Here is a 20693-nt window from a genome sequence, read left to right as displayed (position 1 = left end):
CTCCATCGCTCAGTCTACCTCCGTCAGGGCCTCGGCCGCCAGCCACAACGCCTCGCCGACGTGCACGTCGGGCACGCCCGCCACCTGGACGGCCACCAGCCGGACCGCCGCGCGCTCACGACCGGCGGCGTGACGGTCGCTCAGCCGCCCGAACAGGATCGCCACCGGACCGGCGCCGTCGGCCAGGACCAACCGCCCGGCGGGGACGTCGTGGGCGTAGTCGCCGGTCGGCAGCGTCTCCCCCACCTCGGCGGCCCGCAGCACCACGTCACCCTCCAGCTGAGCCTCCGCGAACGCGACGACCGGCACGCCGGTCTCCAGGATCGCCAGAACCAGGGCGTCGCTCATCCGGTCGCCGGAATGCAGCTCGCCGCGCACCAGCCGCTGCAGCGCGGCCGCCTCGGCCGGCGTGCGGTCGACGTCGGGATCGAGCCCGACCTGCCGGAAGAACGCCCGGTACGCGCGCGGCACCGGCCGCGTCCTCAGCGCGATCGCGTCCGCGCCCCGGAAGCGCTGCGAGACGTGGTCGAGCCGCCGCCTCAGCGCCCGCGGCGTCCTCCCGCCCAGCGCGTCGCCGACGAGCGTCCAGCGCAGCCGCAACCCGGGCAGCTCGGCGGCGAGCGCCGGGGCGACGGTCCCCTCGACCGGCTCGTCCCCGTCGCCCGCATCGCTCACTGCAGGCTCCGCGCCTTCGCGGCCAGCTCGCGCGGCGCGAGCACGCCGAACGTCGTGTCGACCACGCGCCCGCCGCGGCGGGCGAACGTCAGCTGCGGGCAGACCTGCACGTGGTAGGCGTTGGTCAGCGCGCCGTCGTGGTCGTAGCCGACCGGGAACGTCCAGCCGTGGCGCCTGACCATCGCGCGCAGGTCGTCGCGGTCGCCCCGGATCGCGATCGCCGCGAAGCGCACGCTCGGGAGCTCCCCGACAACCTGCTGCATCGCGTCGAGCTGAGCCACGCACTTCTCGCTGTTGGCCGAGAAGAACGCCAGGACGACCGGCCCCGCCTCGCGCAGCGCGCAGCCGTTGACGACGTCCGGGCCCCGGACCGTGCACGCCGGCTCGTGGCCCGCCTGACCCTCGCCGCTCCTCGTCGCGATGTTGGCATCGCCGTCGAGCCTCGACGCCGCCGCGGGCACCGCGAACGGCGGCATCACCGACCCGACCGGAACCCCGCGCGCGCCGCGCTCGGTCCCGTGCCTCAGCGTCGTCAAACCAAGGACGACAACAAGCACGACCGCCGCCGCACCGACGACCCACAGGTAGCGCATCGGCTGCGCCCTGACCCGCGGGGCAGGCGGCTCCGGCGGCCCCTTCAGCGGGACGTGCTCGGCCGGAGCCTCGTCGTCGAAGTCCAGGGGACCGCGCTCGCGGCCCTCGCTCATGCGTCAGGCTCCGCCTGCGCCTGCGCCGTCCACGGCAGCCGCGGGCGCGGCACGCGCAGGCGCACGCGCGCCGGCTTCCACTGCTCCCCCAGCACCAGCGCCGAGGGCAGGACGAGCAACACCCCCAACAACGACACGGCCAGGTCGACGACCGTCACCGCGCCGAAGTCGCGCAACATCCGGATGTCGCTGAGCACCAGCACCGCGAAGCCCGCGATCGCCGTCACGCCCGACGCCAGCACCGCCGCGCCCGTCGACCTGTAGGTCTTCTCCAACGCCGCCAAAGGCTCCAGCCCCGCAGCGCGCTCGGCCCGGAACCGCTCCGCCAGCAGGACCGAGAACTCGGTCGAGATCGCGACGACCAGCGCGCCCATCGTCACCGACATGGGGTTCAACGGCACGCGCGTCGCGAACAGCACCAGCGCGCTCCAGCCGGTCGCCAGCGCGATCGGCAGCAGCGGGGTCAGCGCGCGCCGCCAGGACCGGAAGGCCACCAACAACACCGCGCCGACCGCCAGCAGGCCCAGCACCAGCAGCACGATCCGCCGCCACGGCGACGACACCGCGGCGTTCGCGTCGGCCGCCAGCACCGGCAGGCCCGCGAGCTGCGCGTTGACGCCCGCGGGCGGATGCAGCTCGGAGCGCATCGCGTCGATGACGTCCTTCTGGTGGGCCAGCGGCATCAGCCGGATCCCGAACGCCATCGTGGCGGTCCTGCGGTCCTTCGTCACGACGGCCTGCGAGAAGTACGCCGGGATCGCGTCGAGCAGGTCGGTGACCTGCGCCGCGCTCGTGACCTTGCCCCTGCCGTTGGCCCCGCCGAACAGGTCCGGCAGCGAGAACGCCGGGCACAGCTCGGCCTCGCCGCAGCCGCGCGCCTCGGTGTACCCGTAGCGCTTCAAGAGCCGCTGCTGGTAGGCCGACATCCAGTTGATGACCGCGGGCGTCGTCAGCCTGTCGCTCTGGACGACGACGTCGATCTGCCCGCCGACGCTCGTCGCCTTCTCCAGCGCCGTCAGGTCCTGCAGCGCCGGGAGGTTCTGCGGCACGAGCTTGGTGACGTCGGACTCGACCTTGGTCTGCGTGTCGGCGGCCCAGCCGACGACCGCGACCGCCAGGCCGATCGCCAGGACCCGCTCCGGCCGCCGGACCGCCGCGGTCAGCGCACGGCCGCGGACCCCGCGCCCACGCGCGAGGACCCACTGGGTCCCGCGGTTCTCGCGCAGCAGCTCGCCCGCGCCGCGCGCGCTGGAGCCCAGCAGCTCGCCCGCGCCCACGACCGACGCGGGCAACCGCCGCGACCGGCCGGCGCCGCCGCCGCTCAGCCCCACGAGCACCGCCGTCCCCAGCGTCAGCGCGGTCGCCAGCCCCACGAAGATCCCCGCGACCAGCAGCAGCCCGAAGCCCTGGACCATCGGGACCGGCGACACGCCGAGCACCAGGAACCCCGCCGCCGTCGCGCAGGCCGCGACCGCCACCGCGGGCGCGCCCGAGCGCGCGACGTGCGCGACCGCCCGCGTCATCTCGGCCCGCGTCGGGACCGGCCCCGAGCGCTCGCCGATCCGCGCCTGCAGCTGGATCGCGTAGTCGACCGCCAACCCGATCAGCACCGGGACCACGCCCACCGACGCCATCGTCAGCGACGCGCCGATCAGCGACAGCGCGCCGAACGTGATCGCCACCGCGGCCAAGGCCACCAACAACGGCAGCAGTCGCCGCCGCGCCGGGAACACGAGCGCCAGGACCAAGGCCATCACCAACACCGCGGCGATCAGCAGCAGCGCGATCGAGTCGGTGATCTTGGTCGTCAGGTCCGACAGCACCACCGGCGCGCCGGTCACCACGTACTGCTCGCCGTTCTGCGGCGCGAAGTCCCTCATGGCGACCGCGTCGCGCACGTTGGCGATCGCGGCCTTGCGCGCGCCGTCGCTCAGCCCCGGCTTGAGCCGCACCTGGATCAGCGACGCGTTGGCGTTCGGGAACAGGTAGGCGAAACGCGCCTTCGGCGTCCCCGCCGCCTTGCCGCCCTGGAAGACGATCGAGGCGATGAAGCCCGGGTCGTTGAGCTGCGGCGCGGTCAGGATCCCGTACTTCATCGCGACCTGCGCGGCCTGCAGCAGCTGCTGGTTGGCGGCGACCGACTTGGCCTCGCCGGCCAGCCTGTTGGCCTTCGCCTTCGAGTAGCCCTTGGCGATCGCCAGCTTGTAGGCGGCCTCGCCCTCCCTCTGGCCCGCGCTGCCCAGCGACCTCAGCTGCGCGTTGTACTCGTCGCCGATCTGCGTGACCGACTCGTTGAGGAACGTCCCCGGCCCGAACACGACCTGCGCGGGCCTGGTCTTCCCCATCCGCCCGCACGCCGACGACCAGCCGCCGACCGGCGTCGCCCTCTTCGGGACGTTGCCGCCGAGGCAGCCCTCCAGCGCGACGAGCCGCTCGAGGTCGCTCGTCAGGACGAGGTTCGAGACCCTGCCCTTGACCAGGACGTAGACCGCGTCCTCGCCGAACAGCCTGTTGTCGGTCTCCGTCGCCTTGTAGGACTGCGACGACGACCCGACGAGCGTCTTGGACGCGGTCGTCGGGCTGAGGCGCAGCGCGAGCGCGGCGCCTGCGAGCGCGAGCACCGTCACCAGCAGGCCGATCGCCAACGGGCGACGGGCGGCCGTGCCCATGACGGCGGCCAGGATGCGCGGCAGCCGACCCATCAAGCGCTCAATGTACCTGGCGCGCAGCAACCGCGCGCCGGTCTCCTACGGCTGGGGGAGCCCCGCCTGGACGCCCTTGGTGCTCGGCCGCACCTGCGGGAACTGCGTGAGCTGCCCGTTGAGGCTGAAGCGCGCCTGCTGCTTGCACGGCGGCGCCACGACGTTCCCGCCGTTCAGGGCGAACTTCAGGATGTTGTCGCGCAGCGTCTGCGTCAGCACGCCGTCGACCGCCGGCCCGAGGGTCGGGGCCGCGGTGACCGCCGCGCCCGAGCACTGACGCGTCTCGAACGACGCCAGGCCGTCCTTGAGCGACAGGCTGTCGCCCGGGAACGCGTACGCGTTGGTGCGGTTGGTCGGCAGCCGGTTCGGATACTGCGCCAGCATCTCCGGGTTGAGCGGGTTGCTCGTGCGCAGGTAGTGCGCGGGCTCGGCGGAGTCGCTGACCGGCGCGGTCGCCTGGGTCGCGGCCGTCGAGTTCGCGAAGAACGCGTTGATCTCCCTGGAGTACAGGTTCGCGCCGTCGAGGATCGGGTTGAGCTGCTTCAGCGGCGCGTCGAAGTTCGCCAGCAGCGGGTGCAGCTGGTTCAGGAACTCGGTCGTCGCCGGCAGGCCCTTCTTGGAGGCCTTGACCAGCGGGTCGATGTCGCGGAACAGCGCCTTGAGGTCCGGCGCCAGCGCGGCGAGCTGCGTGAAGGTCGGGCTGATCTCCCTGGCCGCCGGCTTGAGGTCGGTGACCACCGGGTTCGCGTTCTGGCTGAACTTCGTCAGGCGCTTGAGCGTCGTCGAGGACTCCCTCTCGAACGTCGGCAGCGCCTTGAACGCGGCCTGCAGGTCGGCGTCGCGCGCGGCGGTCGTCGCGAAGACCTTGTTGGAGTTGGTGATGACGCCCGCGAGCTGGTCGTCACGCGCGCTGAGCGCGTCGAAGACGACGCCGGTGTTGCGCACGAGCTGGCGCACGCCGGCCTTCTGCGCGTTCAGCACCTCGAGGATCTTGGTGGTGTCCTCGGCGAACGGCGCGAGGTTGCCGAGCGCGTCGTTGAGCGCCTGGCCGCGGCCGGTCAGCGATTGGGCCTGGGTCTGGACCCAGGTCTGGAACGCCCTGCGCGTCTGCGGGTCGAACGTGCGCAGGATCTCGTCGAGCTCGACGGTGTCGGAGACCTGGCCGGTCGCCAAGCGCCCGTTGTCGGGGATCGCCTTCGCGTTGGACGTGCCCGGCGTCAGCTCGACGTAGGTCTCGCCCAGCAGCGTCTTCTGGCGCAGGATCGCCTTGGCGTCGGAGGGCAGCGGCGCGTACTCGCTGTCGAGCTCGATCGTCGCGTCGGAGCGGCCGGTCTGCCTGTTGGTGACGATGTCCTTGACCTTGCCGACCGGGACGCCGGAGATCCGGACGTCGGCCTCGTGGGCGAGCTGCGTCGCCTCGCCGAAGGACACCTTGAAGCGGTAGGACTTGGCCTTCAGCGGCGTCGGCCCGCCGAAGGCCAGCCACAGGAACAGCAGCAGGCCGAAGCAGGACAGCGCGAAGCCGACCATCACGAGGATCTTGCCGAGGCTGGGGACCTGCTTGTTCATGCGCTCGCCTCCCCCTCTACCCGTTCGTCCCGTTGGCCTGCGAGCTGGACGCGCAGACGTCGTTCCTGGCCGGCGCGTTGGTCAGCCCGATGATCGTGCCCAGCTGCGGGTTGACCGTCTTCAGCGTGTCCAGCAGGCCGAGGCCCGAGCACGAGAAGAACAGCGCGCCGCGGCGGATCGGGCCGTGGGCGTCCTGCGTCGAGAAGACGGTCGGGCCGATGTGGTTCAGCCACGACGTCCAGAACAGGTAGCCCTCGTCGTCGCCGGGCGGGTTGTAGGCCAACGTGTTGAGCAGGTAGTTGGCCGTCCTCAGCACCGAGGTGAAGTGCGGGGTCAGCGCCGCGAGGTCGCGGGCGGCCGGGCGCAGGACCTTGACCGTCGGCAGCGCGTCGCGGGCGAACGGGCGCAGCTGCTTCTCGATCACCGGCGTGGTCTGCTCGAAGAACGGGCGTGACTGCTTCAGCGACGGGCCGAGCGCGCGGGCGCCGGGGCGCAGCTTGCCGAGCGTCGGGCCGAGCGTCTGGCCGAGCTTGTCGGCCTTGGTGACCGCGACGTCGGTCGTCCTCAGCGTCGAGGGCAGCAGCTGCAGCGTCTTGCGCAGGTTGGCGTCCTGCCTGGCGAACGAGGAGAAGACCGCGTTGCTGGCGCCGATCAGCGACGTCAGCTGCCTGTCCTTGGTGCCGACCGCCTCGGTCAGCTCCTTGAAGTTGTGGATCGAGCGGGCGATGTTGTCGCGGCGGACCGACAGCGCCTTGGTGATCTTCAAGATGTCGCGGTTGGTCGGCTCGAAGCGCCGGAACGTCGCCGACAGGTTGTTGGCGTTGCCGTCCAGGCCCTCGCCGGCGCCGGCGACCAGCAGCTGCAGGTAGCTGCGCGTGTCGCCGTCGAGCGCGGCCAGGAACTCGTCGGTGTTGACGTTGGGCAGCGTCTGCGTGATCGGGATGACGTCGTGGCTGTGGTTCAGCTCACCGGCGCGGCGGGTGCCGGGCGTCAGCTCGATGATCATGTCGTTGAGGCCGGTCTTCGGCCGCAGCAGCGCCGTCGCGTTCTTGTAGATGTGCGCGTACTTCTTGCGGATCTTCATCGAGATCTGCGCGCGCCCGTCCTTCAGCGTCACGTTGGAGATCTCGCCGACCGGCACGCCCGCGACGTTGACCGTCTGGCCCTGGCCCGGCGTGACCGACTGCGCGGTCGCGAAGTCCGCCTTGTAGGTGACGAACTCGGTGCCGACGACCGGGAACCACTTGGGCAGGTAGAAGCGCTGGTGGCCGAGGATGAAGCCGCCGACGACCAGCGCGATCAGGAAGATCCCGACCATCGCGAGGAAGTCGTACCTGTACTTGCGGATCGCGAGCCTCACTTGCCCGCCCCCTTGCGGAAGGGGTTGAGGCGATCGACCAGCTCGGCGGTCAGCGACTCGCCGGACGCGCTGGACGACCTCGTCGACACGCCCAGCGCGGGCACGGGCAGCGGCGTCGTGGTCGACGGCACGGTCCCGGCGGGCGTGGTCACCGTCGGGGTCGTCACGGCCGGCGCCGCGGGAGCCGGCGTGCCACCGCCGCCGTCGGCCCCGCCGGTCTTCGCGCCGTTGAGGTCCGGCAGCCTCTGGTCCTTGCACGCCGCGGTGTGGTTGTACGGCTGGCGCTTGCCCGGGAAGGCGGGGCGCGTGCCCAGCGGCGGGTTGTTGACGCGGCCGTAGAGCTTCTCGCCCGCGGCGCCGCCGTACTTGCCGGTCGAGACCGTCTGGTCGCCGCCGCCGACCGCGAAGCGGACGTAGTGGCCGTTGCCGTCGAAGTTCTGCGACTCGCCCGCGAGGCCGACCATGGCGTACCAGAACTCCTTGTAGTTCTCCTCGTTGGAGGTGAACTGGCCGTCCTGGATCTTGATGTCGCCGGTCGGCAGGATCGTGTGCGTGATGCACTGGGAGACGAGGTCGGCCTGCGGCAGCGCGGTCAGCGTCCCGTCCACGAGCCTGGCGAGGTCGACGGTCGTCGGCTTGAGCTCCCTGGTCAGGCCGCCCAGCTCGTCGGGCCCGACGAGCTTGCGCGCCTGCGCGATCCACGGCTCGGCCGCGTCGATCGTCGCCGGGGTCTCCTTGACGCCGGGCAGGATCTCCTTGGCGAACGCGCGCGTGTTCGGGAACGAGGCGTTGAGGCTGACCAGCGCCCTGTCGGTGTGCGTCAGCGTCGGGCCGAGCTCGCCGATCGTGGCCTTCAGGTTGTCCTGCTCGTCGGCCAGCGCGCTCAAGGTGGTGTTGAAGTTCGTGACGAAGCCCTGGAGCTGGGCCGGGTCGGAGCCGAGCGCCTTGGTGACCTTCGCGGTGTTGGCGACCAGGCCGGAGAGGTCGTGCTCGTCGAGGCCCAGGAACGCCTGGTTGACGATCGACGCGTTCTTCAGCGCGCCCGGCGCGTAGTCGATCGACCTGTTCAGCGCCTCGGCGGCCGTCTTGCCCTGGACGTCGGGATCCTGCGTCTTGTCCTCGGCGGCGGTCGGCTGGTGGGTCAGCGCGGTGCCGTAGCCGTCGAGCAGCCTCTTGAGGCTGTCGCGCGTGTCGGACTGCAGCGCGGTCAGGATCTGGTCGAACTGCACGGGCGCCGCGGTCTGCGTGGACGGGATCGTGTCGCCGTCGCTCAGCGTCGGCGCCTCGGGCGTGCCCGGCGACAGGTCGACGAACTCGTTGCCCTCGAGGAAGATGCGCGGCCGGACCTTCAGCGTCGCGTCCTTGTGGATCGGCAGGCCGGCCTTGTCGATCTCCATCGTGACGAGCGACATGTTGCCGTCGCCGCCCTTGTAGGCCGTGACCTTCTTGACCTTGCCGATGTTCACGCCCGCGATCCGGACCGGCGAGTTGGGCCGGATGTTGTTGGCGTTGGTGAAGACGGCCTTGACGCGGAAGCCGTGCGTGAACGGCACGTGCTTGGAGAAGCCGGCGTAGACGACGATCCCGGCGAGCACGAGCACGAGCAGGCCGACCGTGAACGGGTTGGCACCCGTCCGGTCCTTGCGCAGAACGCGCTTGCGCTTGTCGCCCTTGCTGCTCATCAGTTCCTGGGGGTGTCGGTCGAGAGCGTCGTCTTCTGGGTGTTGATGCCCTGGTTGCCCGGGTCGTTGCCGATGACCTGCCTGCCCGCCGCGTACTGCTCGTTGCCCGCCTCGCACTCGCGCGTCTGACCCGGCGCGGCGGTGTTCGGGTACGGGTTGGCGTGCAGGTAGTTGTCCTTGGTCGGGCCGCTGGCCGGACCGGACGACGGGCCACCCTCGTTGTTGGGGCCCTGCGGCGCGGCGACGATCATGAAGCGCTGGCCGGTGCCGTTGGTGTCGCCCTCGGACAGCACCGAGGCGGCGTTGCGGAACAGCAGCGTCCAGTAGTTGCAGACCGTCTGGCTCGGCGTGATCGCGGCGAACAGCGGGTTGGCGATCGACGCGGTGTCGTTGAGGTCGTTGACGCCGAGCTTGACCAGCGGGTCCTCGGCGAACGACTTCAGCGCCACGAAGGTCGGCTTGAGGTCCTTGTTGAGCTGCACCGACTGCTTCAGCGCCGGGACGCCGACCGTGAACGCGTCGGCCAGGTCGTGGGCGGCGCCCGAGAGCGCGGCGACGCCGGGGCGCAGGTCGGCGAAGAACTCGGTGCTGTTCTTCAGGAACGGGCGCTGCTTGGGCAGCTCCTCGATCGCGGTCTGCTCGGCCGGCGGGCCGCCGCTGATCGAGTCCTGCAGGTAGGGCCGGGCGATCGACGCGAGGGCCGAGAAGGTCGTGTCCAGGTTGGTGAACAGCGCGGCCTGCTGATCGGCGACCGGCGCGACGATCGCCGACGTGCGCGCGAGCGCCTCGGTGAACTGCGCGAGCTGCGTGCGGTTGTCGGACAGGTTGGCCATCGCCGGCGCGAGCTGGGTCAGCAGCGGGTCGAAGTCCTGGATCGCGCGGTTGAGGTCCTGGCCGCGGCCGGCGAGCGCGTTGCCGAAGCCGTTGAGCTGCTGCTGGGCGGCGGCGCGCGTCTTGTCGTCGAACGTCGAGAGGAACTCGTCGAACTCGACCGGCGCCGGCGTCGCCTGCTTGATCGGGACCGTCGCGCCCTCGTCCAGGCCCCTGGTCGACGTGCCCTTGGTGATCTGCACGTACTTGAGGCCGAGCGCGGACTTCGACCGGATCAAGATGGTGGAGTCGACCGGCAGCGGCCTGATCGTCGTCTCGAGCTTGAGGTGCAGCTGGGCGATGACCCTGCCGTTCTTGAGCTGCTTCGGGGTGATCTTGTCGACCACGCCGACGCGGGTGCCGCCGATCCGGACCTCGTTGCCCTTGACCAGGTTCGCCGCGCTCGGGACGTCGGCCGTCAGCCCGTAGGTCGGGACGAACGGCAGGCCGTTGTTGGCGTTGTAGGCCAGGAAGACCGCGACGAGGACGACGAGCGTCGTCGCCGCGCCGATCAGCACGGGGTTCGCTGCGATGGACTGCGATCCGCGGCGCCGGCCCATCTAGTTCCCCAGGAGGTAGTCGAGGAGGGTCTGGGTCGCGCCGCCGGAGCCGCCGCTGCTGGGCGTGCTCGAGGTCGCGGGCGTGCTGCTCGTGCCCGCGTCGGGCGTCGTGGCGGTGCCGGTGCTCGTCGTCGGCGCGGGCGCGGCCGGCGTGTCACCGGTGGTCGTGCCGGTCGTGGTGCCGGTGCTCGGCGCCGGCGTGCTCGCAGGCGCGCTGCCCGGGAAGACGGAGGCCGGCAGGCTGATCGGCGTGCTCGACCTCTTCGACGAGGAGCTGTCGGACGACCTCGAGCCCTTCTTGTCGTCCTTGGACGACGACGAGTTGTCGTCCTTGCTCGCGTCCTCGGTCAGCAGCTTCGGGTCCAGGCCCGCGGCGACCGCGTCCTGGCGTGCCAGGTACGGGCTGCGGCCGTCGGCGATCTCGCGGTTGACGTCGGCGACCGTCGGGATCCTCCTGGCCGACGCGCGCGCCACCGACGCGCTGCTGGCGACCGGTGCCGTGAAGTTCGCGCCGCAGTTCGGGATCCTGGTCGTCGAGTAGGTCGTGCAGGACGTCAGGACGAACACGGCGCGCAGGTAGTGGCCGAGCGTGTCGTAGCCGTTGGTCGCGGCCGCCTGGTAGTACAGGAAGTCCATGAAGCGCTCGATGCCGCCGGTCGTCCGGAGGCTCGTCAGCAGGCTGTCGAGGTTCTCGGTCAGCGGCTTGGCGTTCCTGGAGAACGTGCCCAGGTCCTGCGTGATCGGCTTGGCCGCGAGCAGCGCCTGACGGCCGGTGACCGACGTGTCGCCGAGCGACTTCAGCGCCGGGATGCCGGCCTGCGAGAACGGGCCGAGCTGCCTGATGAAGGTGTTGATGTCGGTCGCGTGCGCGCCGAGGTCGGTCAGGACCGGCGTCATCTGGTCGGCGAGGTCGCCGAGCTGCTGCATCGTCGGCTTGAGCTCGTTCAGCAGCGCGGGGAACCTCTGCAGCGACGCCTCGATGTCGCTGCGGCGCTCGGCGCTGGCGACGGCCGTCGTGTTGGCCTTGTCGATGAAGTCGGAGACCTTCTCCTTGTCCCTCGCCAGCGGCGCCAGGACCGTGTCGCCGTTCTTGGCCAGCTGCGCCAGCGTCCTGTTCTGGTCGGCGAGGATCGCCAGGACCTTGTCGGTCTCCTGCAGCGCGGGATCGGCCTGCCTGATCGCCGAGTTCAGCGCCGCGCCGTTGCCGGCCAGGCCGGTGCCGAGCTCGTTGATGATGATCGACAGGCGCTGGCGGTAGGGCAACCGCATGATGTTGCCCACGAGGTCGATGTCGACCGGCTTGATCGTGTTGGTCGCCGGCAGCAGGTACTCGCCCTTGCCGGCGCCCCTCTTGATCTTGGGCAGCGACGGCGCTTCCCTGTCGCCGTCGGCGCGCGGCTGCGTCGGCGTGCACTCGACGAAGCGCTCGCCGATCAGCGACTGCGGGCGGATCGTGCAGGTCGCGTCGGTGCGGAAGTCCTTGAAGCCCGCCTCGGTGATGTCGAGGACGACCGCGGCCTTGTTGTCGGGCGTGACGTCCAGCGACTGGATCTTGCCGACCTTGACGCCGGAGATCTTGACGTCCTCGCCCGGGATCACCGTGAAGGCGTTGTTGAAGATCGCGCGGACCTTGTAGTCGCCCTTGTGGTCGTCGCCGGCCCCCGTCCCGAAGATCACGAGGACGAGCGCGGCGGCGGCCACGGCAGCTCCGACGGCGATGAGGCGGACGCGCATCATGGGCCGGGCGGGACGATGCTCGAATCGCAATCCGAGCCGTCCGGGGCGTAGGGGTTGGAGCCGTCCTTGGCCGCCTGCGTGGCGGAGCCCGGGCAGCGGCGGATCTTGCCGGACTGCAGGCCGACCTGGCGCTCGGAGGGCCTGAGCGCGGTCAGCGTCCCGCCGGCGGGGTTGCTCGTGAACTGGAAGGCGTTGACGATCGGCGAGATCCGCGCGAAGTGGCCGTTGGCGTCGTAGTTGGCCGTCGACTGGCCGAAGTCGCGGAACCAGCCGATCAGGTCCGGCGCGTACGGGCGGATGAACTGCAGGACCGGCGTGCCCTGCTGCAGGCCCGCGATCGTGTGCCTGAACGTCGGCGTCGCGACCTGGGTCAGGCGCGGCTGCTTGCGCAGCAGGTCGATCAGGTCGTTGTCGGCGCCGGGGCGCGAGATCAGGGTCTGCAGGTCCCTGATCGTCGGCCGGGCGTCGGTGACCAGCGGGCGCAGCTGCCGGAAGAACGGCGCGAGCTTGGGCGCGACCGGCTTGGAGGCGTCGACCAGCGGGTCGAGGTCGTCCAGCGTCGAGCGCAGGTTCACGAAGGTGGTGTTGGCCTGGCGCAGCGTCTGGGGCAGCGCGTGCAGCGCCTGGTTGAGCGACTCGGACTCCGAGGCGATCGCGGCCGACGAGGTGTTGGCGTTGCTGACGAGGTCGGTGACCGTGCCGCTCTTGGCCGCCAGCGCCGTCGTCGCCTTGGCGGTGTAGGTGATGAAGTCCTGGAGCGCGCTCTGGTCGGAGTCCAGCTCGTTGACCAGGCGCGAGGTCGTCGACAACGTCGGGTTGAAGTACTTCAGCGCCTCGTTGGCCCTCGCGCCCTTGCCCTCGTACTGGGTCGCCGAGCCCCTGATGACGTTCTGGAGCGCCTTGCGCGTCTTGGGGTCGATCGTGTCGAAGAGCTGGTCGAGGTCGACCGAGGTGGTGGTCTTGTCGAGGCCGAGGGTCGCGCCGTCGTCGAACTTCGGCGCCGAGTTCGGGCCGGGCGCGATCGAGATGAAGCGGTTGGCCACGCCCGACAGCGAGCCGGAGCGGATCACCGCGGTCGTGCCCTGGTGCAGCGGCGCGTAGGGCTCGTCGAGGTCGACCTTCACGTCGGCGAGGTTGTTCCTGGACAGCCTGATGTCCTTGACGCTGCCGACGCGGCGGCCGCCGATCTGGACGTCGTTGCCCTTCACCAGCTGGCCGGCGTTCTGGAAGACCAGCGTGTACTCGTGCTTGCTCCCGCCCGTGAGCAGCAGGATCGCCACCACGATGGCGACGCCGAGCGCCCCGACGGCGAGACCGCGGGCGAGGGTCATCGACGCACCTCGCAGGGTGCGGCGAACGATTCAGGACAAGGAGCTTGCTGAGACAGGACCGTGTGGGGTTCGGTTCTTGCGGTGGGACGACCGGGGTGAACCGGCCGTCAATCTTTCAAATGGTTTGTTGAGACGGTGTTGCGAACCGTCGCGTGGCGCGACGGGGGCCCTACTCCATGCCGAGCGGGCCCTGGGACTCGCCCGACAGGAACTGGCGCACGAAGGCGTTCTCCGAGTTGAAGAGCTCCTCCGCGGGACCGGCTTCGACGATCCGGCCCTTCCACAGGACCGAGATGTACTCCGCCACGCGGCGCGCGCTCATGATGTCGTGGGTGATCACCGTGTAGGCGCCACCGTTCTCATCGTGGATCTCCTGGATCAGCTCGCACAGCAGCGCCGTGCGGACCGGGTCCAGGCCGGAGTCCGGCTCGTCGAAGAGCACGATGTTGGGGTCCAGGACCAGTGCCCGTGCGAACCCCGCGCGCTTGCGCATCCCCCCGGAGAGCTCGTTGGGCATCTTGTCGTGGGCGCCCTGGAGGCCGACCTCCTCCAAGCGCTTGTGCACGATCTCGAGGATCTCGTCCTCGCTCTTGTCCGTGTGCTGGCGCAGCGGGAAGGCCACGTTGTCGACGAGGTTCATCGAGCCGAACAGCGCACCGTCCTGGAACAGGACCCCGAACCGCTTGCGCATGTCGAACAGCTCGTCGTCGGTCATGTTGGGGACCGACTCGCCGTGGACGAGGACGTCGCCCTCGTCCGGGTACAGCAGGCCGACCATGTGCTTGATGCACACGGACTTCCCCGTGCCCGACGGGCCGAGGATCATGGAGATCTTGCCCTCCGGCAGGCCCATGTTCAGGCCGCGGAGGATCTTGTTGCGGCCGAAGGCCTTGTGGACGTCGACGAACTCGACCGCGTCCGGCACGCCGGTCGGGCGGTTGAGGCCCGTGTGCCACTGGTACTCGTCGTCGTCGCCCTCGGCGCCACCGGTCGGCGGCGCCTCCCGGACGACCGCGAGGCGCTCGTCGTCCGGGTTGCGCGGGACCGCGCCGTCGCCGTTGCGGGCGGGCGTCTCGGTCGCGTCGTGCTCGGTGGTCACGTCGTCGTAGTCGTTGTCGTGCTCGTCGGACATGTGCGCTCAGCCTCCAATTGGGGCGCGTGGGTTCGCTCCCCAGAACACCTGTGTTCCCAGCATCCCGATGAGATGCACCAGAACGATGTTCATGACCATCGATTTCGCGGTTGCGGTACCAACGCCGACGGGTCCCCCGCCCGCGTGGTAGCCGTAGTAACAGCCGACGAGGACGATGGCCGTGGCCATCGTCATGGCTTTGATCACGCTGTATAAGAGGTCGGGAGGGTTCTGGAACATCCAGAAGATCAGCGAGAACCCGCCGGAGCTCACCTCGCCGATCTGCTGGACGACCGCCAGGTAGGACGCGAAGAAGCCGGCGCCGACCGCCGCCATGTACATGAACGGCAGGACCAGCCAGCTCGCAAGCAGGCGCGTCGCGCAGAGGAAGAGGACCGAGTCGATGCCCATGACCTCGAGGGCGTCGATCTCGTCGGAGATCCGCATCGAGCCGAGCTCGGCCACGATGCCGGTGCCGACCTTGGCGGACATCATGTAGCCGAAGCCGTAAGGCACGATCTCGCGCAGGTCGCACCAGGCGGCGAAGACGCCGGAGTAGGCGGGCGCGCCCTGCGCGCGCGTGAAGTACGCGCCCTCGATGCCGCACTGCAGGCCGACGATGAAGACCAGGCCCCAGATGACGAGCGTCGAGCCGAGGATCAGGACGCCGCACTGGCGCAGCGTCTCCCCGAAGAAGTGCAGGACCCGGAGGCTGAAGACCTGGCCGAGGATCTTGCCGCTGAACTTCGCGATCTCGCCGAAGGACGCGATCCAGTCCTTCGGGACGGTGAGCCAGCCGACCATCAGCGGATCACCGTGATGTCGGGGTGGGTCGCGAGCAGCGTCTGCGTGAACACGTAGTTGAAGGCGAACACGCCGAGGAAGGTGATGACGACCGCCTGGTTGACGGCCTTGCCCACCCCTTCGGCGCCGCCCGATGCGGTCATGCCCTTGTAACAGCAGACGATCGCGGTGATCGCGCCGAACATGGTGCACTTCAGCAGCGAGCCCCAGAGGTCGGTCGTCGAGGCGTTCGTGAAGAACGTCGCCCAGAACGGGCCGAGCGGCGCGCCGTTGACGAGCGTCGCGATCAGGCCGCCGGTGATGCCGAAGATGATGGCGAAGATGTCGAACAGGCCCGTGACGAGCATCAGGGCCAGGAAGCGCGGGACGACGAGGTTCTTGACCGGGTCGACGCCGAGGACCTGAAGGGCGTCGAGCTCCTCGCGGATCTTGCGCGCGCCGAGGTCCGCCGTGATGGCGGTCCCCGCGACGCCCGCGACGATGATCGCGCAGACGAACGGGGCGAACTCGCGGATGATCGCCAGGACGAAGAAGCCTCCGAGGCGGTCCAGCGCGCCGAAGAGGATCAGGAAGTTCGCGGCCTGCAGACCCGGCGCGCCATAGGACACGGCGACGGTCGAGATCAACAGGGGCAGCCAGCAAAGACGCAGGGCGAACAGGAACTGACCCACGAACTCGCTGCCGTACGGGTACGGCGGGCGAAGGGCAGAGACCATCGTCTTGCCCGTCAGGATCATCATGTCGCCTACTTCTTCGAGCAGGCTTTTCGCCGGGGCAAATGCCCGGTCGGCAACGCTGCTGACCACGCGGTGTGGACCTCTCCTCTGGAACCCGCGGGGCGCCTGCCCTTCCTGCAGGGCTCCCGCTCGGCGGCCAGTCTATGTGACCGTCGTCACGGCTGCCAACCGGGAACCGTGACGGCTATGGATTCGTTCGACCTGCGCTCGGCCGCACCTTCCTCTGGTACGGTCCGCGCGCAGTGGAGGGGTCCTGGTCCTGGAGAACGCTTGTGAGCGCCGTGCCGTGTGCGGCCGCGCTCATGCTGGGCGCCGCGGGTTGCGGCGGCGGTGGCGACCGCCAAGATGCCAACGAGCCGTCGGGCACCTACAAGGTGACCGTCGTGCGGGCGTCGTTCCCGAAGAGGCAGCGGCTGGCGGATGACGCGGTGATGAAGATCACCGTGCACAACGCCGACAGCAAGACGATCCCGAACGTCGCGGTCACGGTGACCAACGACGACGGCGACAGGGGCGGCGCGGGGTTCACCACGCGCTCGTCCGACACGACGCTCGCCGATCCGACGCGGCAGCTGTGGATCGTCGACAAGGGCCCGCACGGCGGCGACACCGCGTACGTGTCGACGTGGGCGCTGGGCGCGCTGCCCGCCGGGCAGTCGCGGACGTTCGAGTGGCACGTGACGCCGGTCGTCGCGGGCACGCACACGTTGCGCTGGCATGTCGCCGCGGGGCTGAACGGCAAGGCGATCGCGCGCACGCGCGACGGGCAGGATGCGGCGGGGACGTTCAAGGTGAGCGTGTCGCAGAAGGCTCCGGCCGTGACGGTCGACCCGAAGACGGGCGACGTCGTTTCGGCCGACTCCGCATCGTCGTAGGCGTAGCGTCTGCGGGCATGTCGCTCGCTTCTCGGTTCCACGCGCTGCACGATGTCGCTGCGCCCTTGCGGCTGCTGAACGCGTGGGATGCCGGGAGCGCGCGCGTGCTCGAGGCCGCGGGCGCGGTGGCGCTGGGCACGACGAGCGCGGGCGTGTCGTGGTCGCACGGGCTGCGCGACGGCGAGTCGCTGGCTGTCGATGTGGTGCTGCGCGCGGTCGAGTCGATCGCGTCCGCCGTGTCGGTGCCGGTGACCGCGGACCTGGAGTCGGGCTACGGGGATCCGGGCGGCACGGTGACGCGCGCGGTCGCCGCCGGCGCGGTCGGCTTCAACTTGGAGGACGGGACTCCCGGCGGCGCGCTGCGCCCGCTCGACGAGCATCTGGAGCTGCTCGGCGCCGCCGTCGCCGCGGCCGCGACCTCCGGCGCGTTCGTCAACGCGCGCACCGACGCGATGTGGTTGAGGCTCCCGGACGCGCGCGCGATCTCCTGCGAGCGCGCCGCCGCCTACGCCGCGGCGGGCGCGCACGGCGTCTTCGTGCCGGGCGCGAGCGCGCCGGACGACCTGCGCGCGCTCGTCGCCGCCGTGGCCGGGACCGACACCACCATCAACGTCCTGATGGTCCCGGGCCTCCCCTCCGTCGCCGAGCTGTCGGCGCTCGGCGTCGCGCGCGTCTCGTCGGGCTCGCGCCCGATCCTCACCGCCTACTCGGCGATCGACGCGGCCGCCCGCGAGCTGCTCGCCACCGGTTCCTATCCGGCGCCCGCGCCCGGCGCGCTGGGCTACCCGGACGTCAACGGGCTCATGACGGGCTGAGGATTGGACACACCTCATCACCGATGAGGTGTCTTTCAGGGCTGGCGGTCGTCGCGCTGCTGGCGGGCGGCTTCCGCACGGCGAGACCGCGCGGATCGAGGAGCACGGCAGGCACGGTCGCCAGGTCGACCACGACCCGCTGAGTCCCGTCGCGACCGGCCACCACCGCGTGCTCGTCAACCACGAGGAGTCCGACCTCTCCTTCGCGCCCGACAGCAAGTCCTACACCTTCTCCGAAGGCGGCCTCTGGCGTGTCAACGCCGCGACCGGCCACCGCCGCCGGCTGCTGCCGGACGACAGGACGGCCGCGCATCCCCTCTGGTCTCCCGACGGCAAGCTCATCGCCTACCTCTCGACCAAGGACGGCAAGGGCTCCATCCCCGCCGGCGAGGACACCAACAAGACCTCACCCGCCAACGAGGTCTACACGACCAACCCCGCCGCCACCGCCACCCACCGCATCACCAACACCGACGACGAGCTCCGCCTCACCTGGTCCACCGACAGCCAGACCCTCCTCTGGCAACCCGACGACCTCTCCATCCACGCCACCTGCCTCCCCACCCCCGCCCAACCCACCGCCCAAGATCCCCAATCCTGGGCCATCCACGCAACCACCCCCATCCTCACCCACCGCTGCTGAAGCATTCGTTTCATATTTCGAAATATGGAATAAGCCGCTACCATGCGCCTGTGCTCAAGGGCCAGGACATCGTCCTTCTGTTGCTGCTTGCAGGTGAGCCGAGCTTCGGCTCGACCCAGCGGCTGGCCGATCGCGCGATGCTGAGCGTCGCCACGACCCACCGCGCACTGCATCGGCTCGAGGACGCCGGGCTCTACGACCGCCGTCGTGGTCGCGTGCCAGAGGCGGCGGCCGAGGAGTTCCTGATCCACGGCGTCAAGTACGTGTTCCCCGCGGTGCGCGGGAGCGAGACGCGCGGCGTGGCCGCCGCGTGGGCGGCGCCGCCACTGGTCGCGGAGCTGGCCGGCGACGGCCTGCCGCCGGTCTGGCCACACACCACGGGCGAGGTCCGCGGCATTGCCCTGGAGCCGCTGCACGCCGTCGTGCCGCAGCTGGCGCTCGGCGATCCGGCTCTGCATGAGCGCCTCGCGCTGGTCGACGCGATCCGAGCGGGCGACGCCCGCACCCGGCGCCTGGCCGAGCGCGCCCTCCCCGACCGCCTCCGCGTCCCGGCGTGAGCATCGAGCTGCTCGAACGCGGCGCGGCCGCCCTCGGACCGCTGACCGACCAGGTCGCCTTCGTCGGCGGCGCGACGATCGCCCTCTGGATCACCGACCCCGGCGCGCCCGCCCCGCGGCCGACCAAGGACGTCGATGTCGTGGTCGAGGTGACGACGCGCAGCGCGTTGCACGCGTTCGAGACGGCGCTCCGGGAGCGAGGTTTCAGCAACGACGCCGAGTCCTCGGTGATCTGCCGCTGGCGCCACGACGCCTTCGACCTGACCCTTGACGCCATGCCCGCGGCCGGCGGGCTGCTCGGTTTCGAGAACCCGTGGCAGACCGCTGCGCTCCCACGCGCCAAGTGGTGCACGCTGCCGTCCGGCACACGCATCCGCGCCGCGACGCCGCCCTACCTGATCGCGACCAAGCTGTACGCCTTCACCGGGCGCGGCGGCGGCGACCACCTCGGCAGCCGCGACCTCGAGGACATCGTGTTGCTCGTCGACGGCCGCGAGGAGCTCGTCGCCGAGCTGGCGGACGCCGATGCCGACGTCCGGGCGTTCATCGCCGCCGAGGTCGGCGCGCTGCTCGACGAGCGCCGGTTCACCGACGCCGTCTTCGGCTTCCTCCGCGCCGACGCCGCAAGCCAGGAGCGTGCCGCGTCGATCGTCCTCCCGGCTCTCCGCGCGCTGGCCGGTCGCTGAGCGCGCGCGGCTGCGCGCGCCGGCCGGCGGCTACTTCGGTAGGCGGGGCGCGATGATGCGGTAGGCCTTGAGGCCGAGGCCGAGGCGTTCGCGGTCTTCGGAGAGCATGGGGTCGAGGCCGGTCAGCTCTTTGACGCGTTCCAGGCGGTAGGCCACCGTGTGGCGGTGGGCGTAGATCGCGCTCGCCGTCGCGTTCATGTTGCAGTTCTGCTCGAGGTAGGCCTCGAGGGTTCCGACGAGGTCGGTGCGGTACTGGTCGTCGTAGCGGACGATCGGCGCCACGGTGTCCTCGTAGAAGGAGCGCACTTCCTCGGGGTGCGAAGCGAGCACCCGGAAGAGCAACCGGTAGGTGCCGGTGCCGATGTCCTGGACCCCGTCCCAGCCGCCGCCCTCGCCCTGCTTGAGCACGTCCAGGACCAGCTCGGCCTCCTGGATCGCGCGCGGCAGCTCGGCGGGATCGCTGTAGAAGGACGACACGCCGACCGTGCCGTGACGGCGCAGCCGCGTCGCCAACGCGCGGCCTCGCGCGGTCGTGCCCTCGGGTGCGTCGTCGCCGCCGGTCCCCGGCAGGATCGCGTACACGCGCCCGTCAAGATGTTCGGCCAGGGCCCCCGGCTCGTCGCCGGTGATCGTCGCGATCACGTGCCGCGGCCGGTCGGTCGTCAACTCGGCGCACAGGACGACGGCCCCGCGCGCCAGGTCGCAGCCCAGGCGGGCCGCCCGCCGCACGACCTCGCGCGGCTCCAGGTCCGGACGCGAGCGCAGGTCCTCCAGGAACGACCCGCGGAGGTTCTGCTCGACCTCCTCCTTGGCCTCCTCGACCGCGACCTCCGTGAGGCACGCGACCGCGGCCAGGTGCAGGAAGTCGCCGGCCTCGGGCAACGGCTCCGGGGCGCCCGGCTCGCCGTGCAGCATCACCACGGCCCCGACCACGTCGTCACCCGACTGGATCGGTGCCTCGGCGGCCAGCGCCTCCGGCACCTGCGACGGCCGGTCCCGGACGCGGTCGGCGACGTACCGCCGCACCGCCTCCAGCACCGGGCCATCGGCTCCGGCAGCCACCGCGGCGTCCAACCGCGGGACCACGATCGCCACTGGGGCGCCCGCGGCCTCCGCGGCCAGCGCCGCGACCTGCTGCAGGCCGTCGCCGCCGAGGACGGCGTCGACCATCTTCAGGTGGACCGACCGCAGCCGCTCCACCAGCGAACCGGCCGGCGAGGCGGCGGCCCGACCCTCGGAAGGATCACTCAT

General features: G+C 70.9%; 18 protein-coding genes. 5 read left to right on the top strand and 13 right to left on the bottom strand.

Annotated elements, in window-relative coordinates; genetic code table 11:
* Positions 1-9: 9 nt before the first annotated feature.
* From H030_RS36705 to H030_RS0108390, 12 genes are all read right to left on the bottom strand, one after another.
* Complete coding sequence (locus H030_RS36705) at positions 10-675, bottom strand: hypothetical protein (protein WP_027005794.1); 666 nt, start codon at positions 673-675, stop codon at positions 10-12.
* Positions 672-1382, bottom strand: a complete 711-nt coding sequence (locus H030_RS0108440; RefSeq protein ID WP_027005793.1) for a TlpA family protein disulfide reductase — start codon at positions 1380-1382, stop codon at positions 672-674. Before H030_RS0108440 ends, H030_RS36705 begins: the two co-directional genes overlap by 4 nt.
* Positions 1379-4084 (bottom strand): MMPL family transporter, encoded by a 2706-nt coding sequence (locus H030_RS0108435; protein ID WP_027005792.1) that lies wholly within the window; start codon positions 4082-4084, stop codon positions 1379-1381. The genes H030_RS0108440 and H030_RS0108435 overlap by 4 nt, the downstream gene beginning before the upstream one ends.
* A gap of 45 nt (positions 4085-4129) precedes the next feature.
* Positions 4130-5653, bottom strand: a complete 1524-nt coding sequence (locus tag H030_RS0108430) for an MlaD family protein (protein ID WP_027005791.1) — start codon at positions 5651-5653, stop codon at positions 4130-4132.
* A 16-nt stretch (positions 5654-5669) separates the two neighbouring features.
* Positions 5670-7013, bottom strand: coding sequence for an MlaD family protein (locus H030_RS0108425; RefSeq protein ID WP_027005790.1), 1344 nt, complete (start codon positions 7011-7013; stop codon positions 5670-5672).
* Positions 7010-8695 carry an MlaD family protein gene (locus H030_RS0108420; protein WP_027005789.1) on the bottom strand — a complete coding sequence of 562 codons (1686 nt, stop codon included), beginning with the start codon at positions 8693-8695 and terminating at the stop codon, positions 7010-7012. The genes H030_RS0108425 and H030_RS0108420 overlap by 4 nt, the downstream gene beginning before the upstream one ends.
* Positions 8695-10125: an MlaD family protein gene (locus H030_RS0108415; protein ID WP_027005788.1), complete on the bottom strand. Its 1431-nt coding sequence runs from the start codon at positions 10123-10125 to the stop codon at positions 8695-8697. Before H030_RS0108415 ends, H030_RS0108420 begins: the two co-directional genes overlap by 1 nt.
* Entirely contained in the window at positions 10126-11826 is a 1701-nt protein-coding gene (locus H030_RS0108410; protein ID WP_196809051.1) for an MlaD family protein, read from the bottom strand. It abuts the gene before it with no gap.
* Positions 11827-11858: 32 nt separating this feature from the next.
* Complete coding sequence (locus H030_RS0108405; protein ID WP_027005786.1) at positions 11859-13193, bottom strand: MlaD family protein; 1335 nt, start codon at positions 13191-13193, stop codon at positions 11859-11861.
* A gap of 169 nt (positions 13194-13362) precedes the next feature.
* Entirely contained in the window at positions 13363-14325 is a 963-nt protein-coding gene (locus H030_RS0108400; RefSeq protein ID WP_081690615.1) for an ABC transporter ATP-binding protein, read from the bottom strand.
* A 6-nt stretch (positions 14326-14331) separates the two neighbouring features.
* The gene (locus tag H030_RS0108395; protein ID WP_027005784.1) at positions 14332-15129 is read right to left on the bottom strand and encodes an MlaE family ABC transporter permease; all 798 of its coding nucleotides are present in this window, start codon (positions 15127-15129) and stop codon (positions 14332-14334) included.
* Positions 15129-15869 carry an MlaE family ABC transporter permease gene (locus H030_RS0108390; protein ID WP_027005783.1) on the bottom strand — a complete coding sequence of 247 codons (741 nt, stop codon included), beginning with the start codon at positions 15867-15869 and terminating at the stop codon, positions 15129-15131. The genes H030_RS0108395 and H030_RS0108390 overlap by 1 nt, the downstream gene beginning before the upstream one ends.
* A 269-nt stretch (positions 15870-16138) precedes the next feature.
* Here H030_RS0108390 and H030_RS0108385 point away from each other — a divergent pair, with 269 nt between their 5' ends.
* The 5 genes from H030_RS0108385 to H030_RS0108365 are packed head-to-tail and all read left to right on the top strand — an operon-like array spanning position 16139 to position 19442.
* Positions 16139-16741 (top strand): hypothetical protein, encoded by a 603-nt coding sequence (locus H030_RS0108385; protein WP_231398386.1) that lies wholly within the window; start codon positions 16139-16141, stop codon positions 16739-16741.
* 17 nt (positions 16742-16758) lie between these two features.
* On the top strand, positions 16759-17556 hold the full coding sequence (locus H030_RS0108380; protein WP_027005781.1) for an isocitrate lyase/PEP mutase family protein: 798 nt from the start codon (positions 16759-16761) through the stop codon (positions 17554-17556).
* 28 nt (positions 17557-17584) lie between these two features.
* Entirely contained in the window at positions 17585-18199 is a 615-nt protein-coding gene (locus tag H030_RS0108375; protein WP_027005780.1) for a TolB family protein, read from the top strand.
* 50 nt (positions 18200-18249) lie between these two features.
* Positions 18250-18756 (top strand): MarR family transcriptional regulator, encoded by a 507-nt coding sequence (locus H030_RS30440; RefSeq protein ID WP_035126010.1) that lies wholly within the window; start codon positions 18250-18252, stop codon positions 18754-18756.
* Positions 18753-19442: a nucleotidyl transferase AbiEii/AbiGii toxin family protein gene (locus H030_RS0108365; RefSeq protein ID WP_035126009.1), complete on the top strand. Its 690-nt coding sequence runs from the start codon at positions 18753-18755 to the stop codon at positions 19440-19442. Before H030_RS30440 ends, H030_RS0108365 begins: the two co-directional genes overlap by 4 nt.
* 30 nt (positions 19443-19472) lie before the next feature.
* Here H030_RS0108365 and H030_RS0108360 read toward each other — a convergent pair whose 3' ends face one another.
* On the bottom strand, positions 19473-20693 hold the full coding sequence (locus tag H030_RS0108360; protein ID WP_155891921.1) for a PucR family transcriptional regulator: 1221 nt from the start codon (positions 20691-20693) through the stop codon (positions 19473-19475).

Source organism: Conexibacter woesei Iso977N (assembly GCF_000424625.1).
Taxonomy (GTDB): domain Bacteria; phylum Actinomycetota; class Thermoleophilia; order Solirubrobacterales; family Solirubrobacteraceae; genus Baekduia; species Baekduia woesei_A.
Note: the sequence above shows the minus strand (reverse complement) of the source record. Positions and strands in the feature narration are given on the sequence as shown.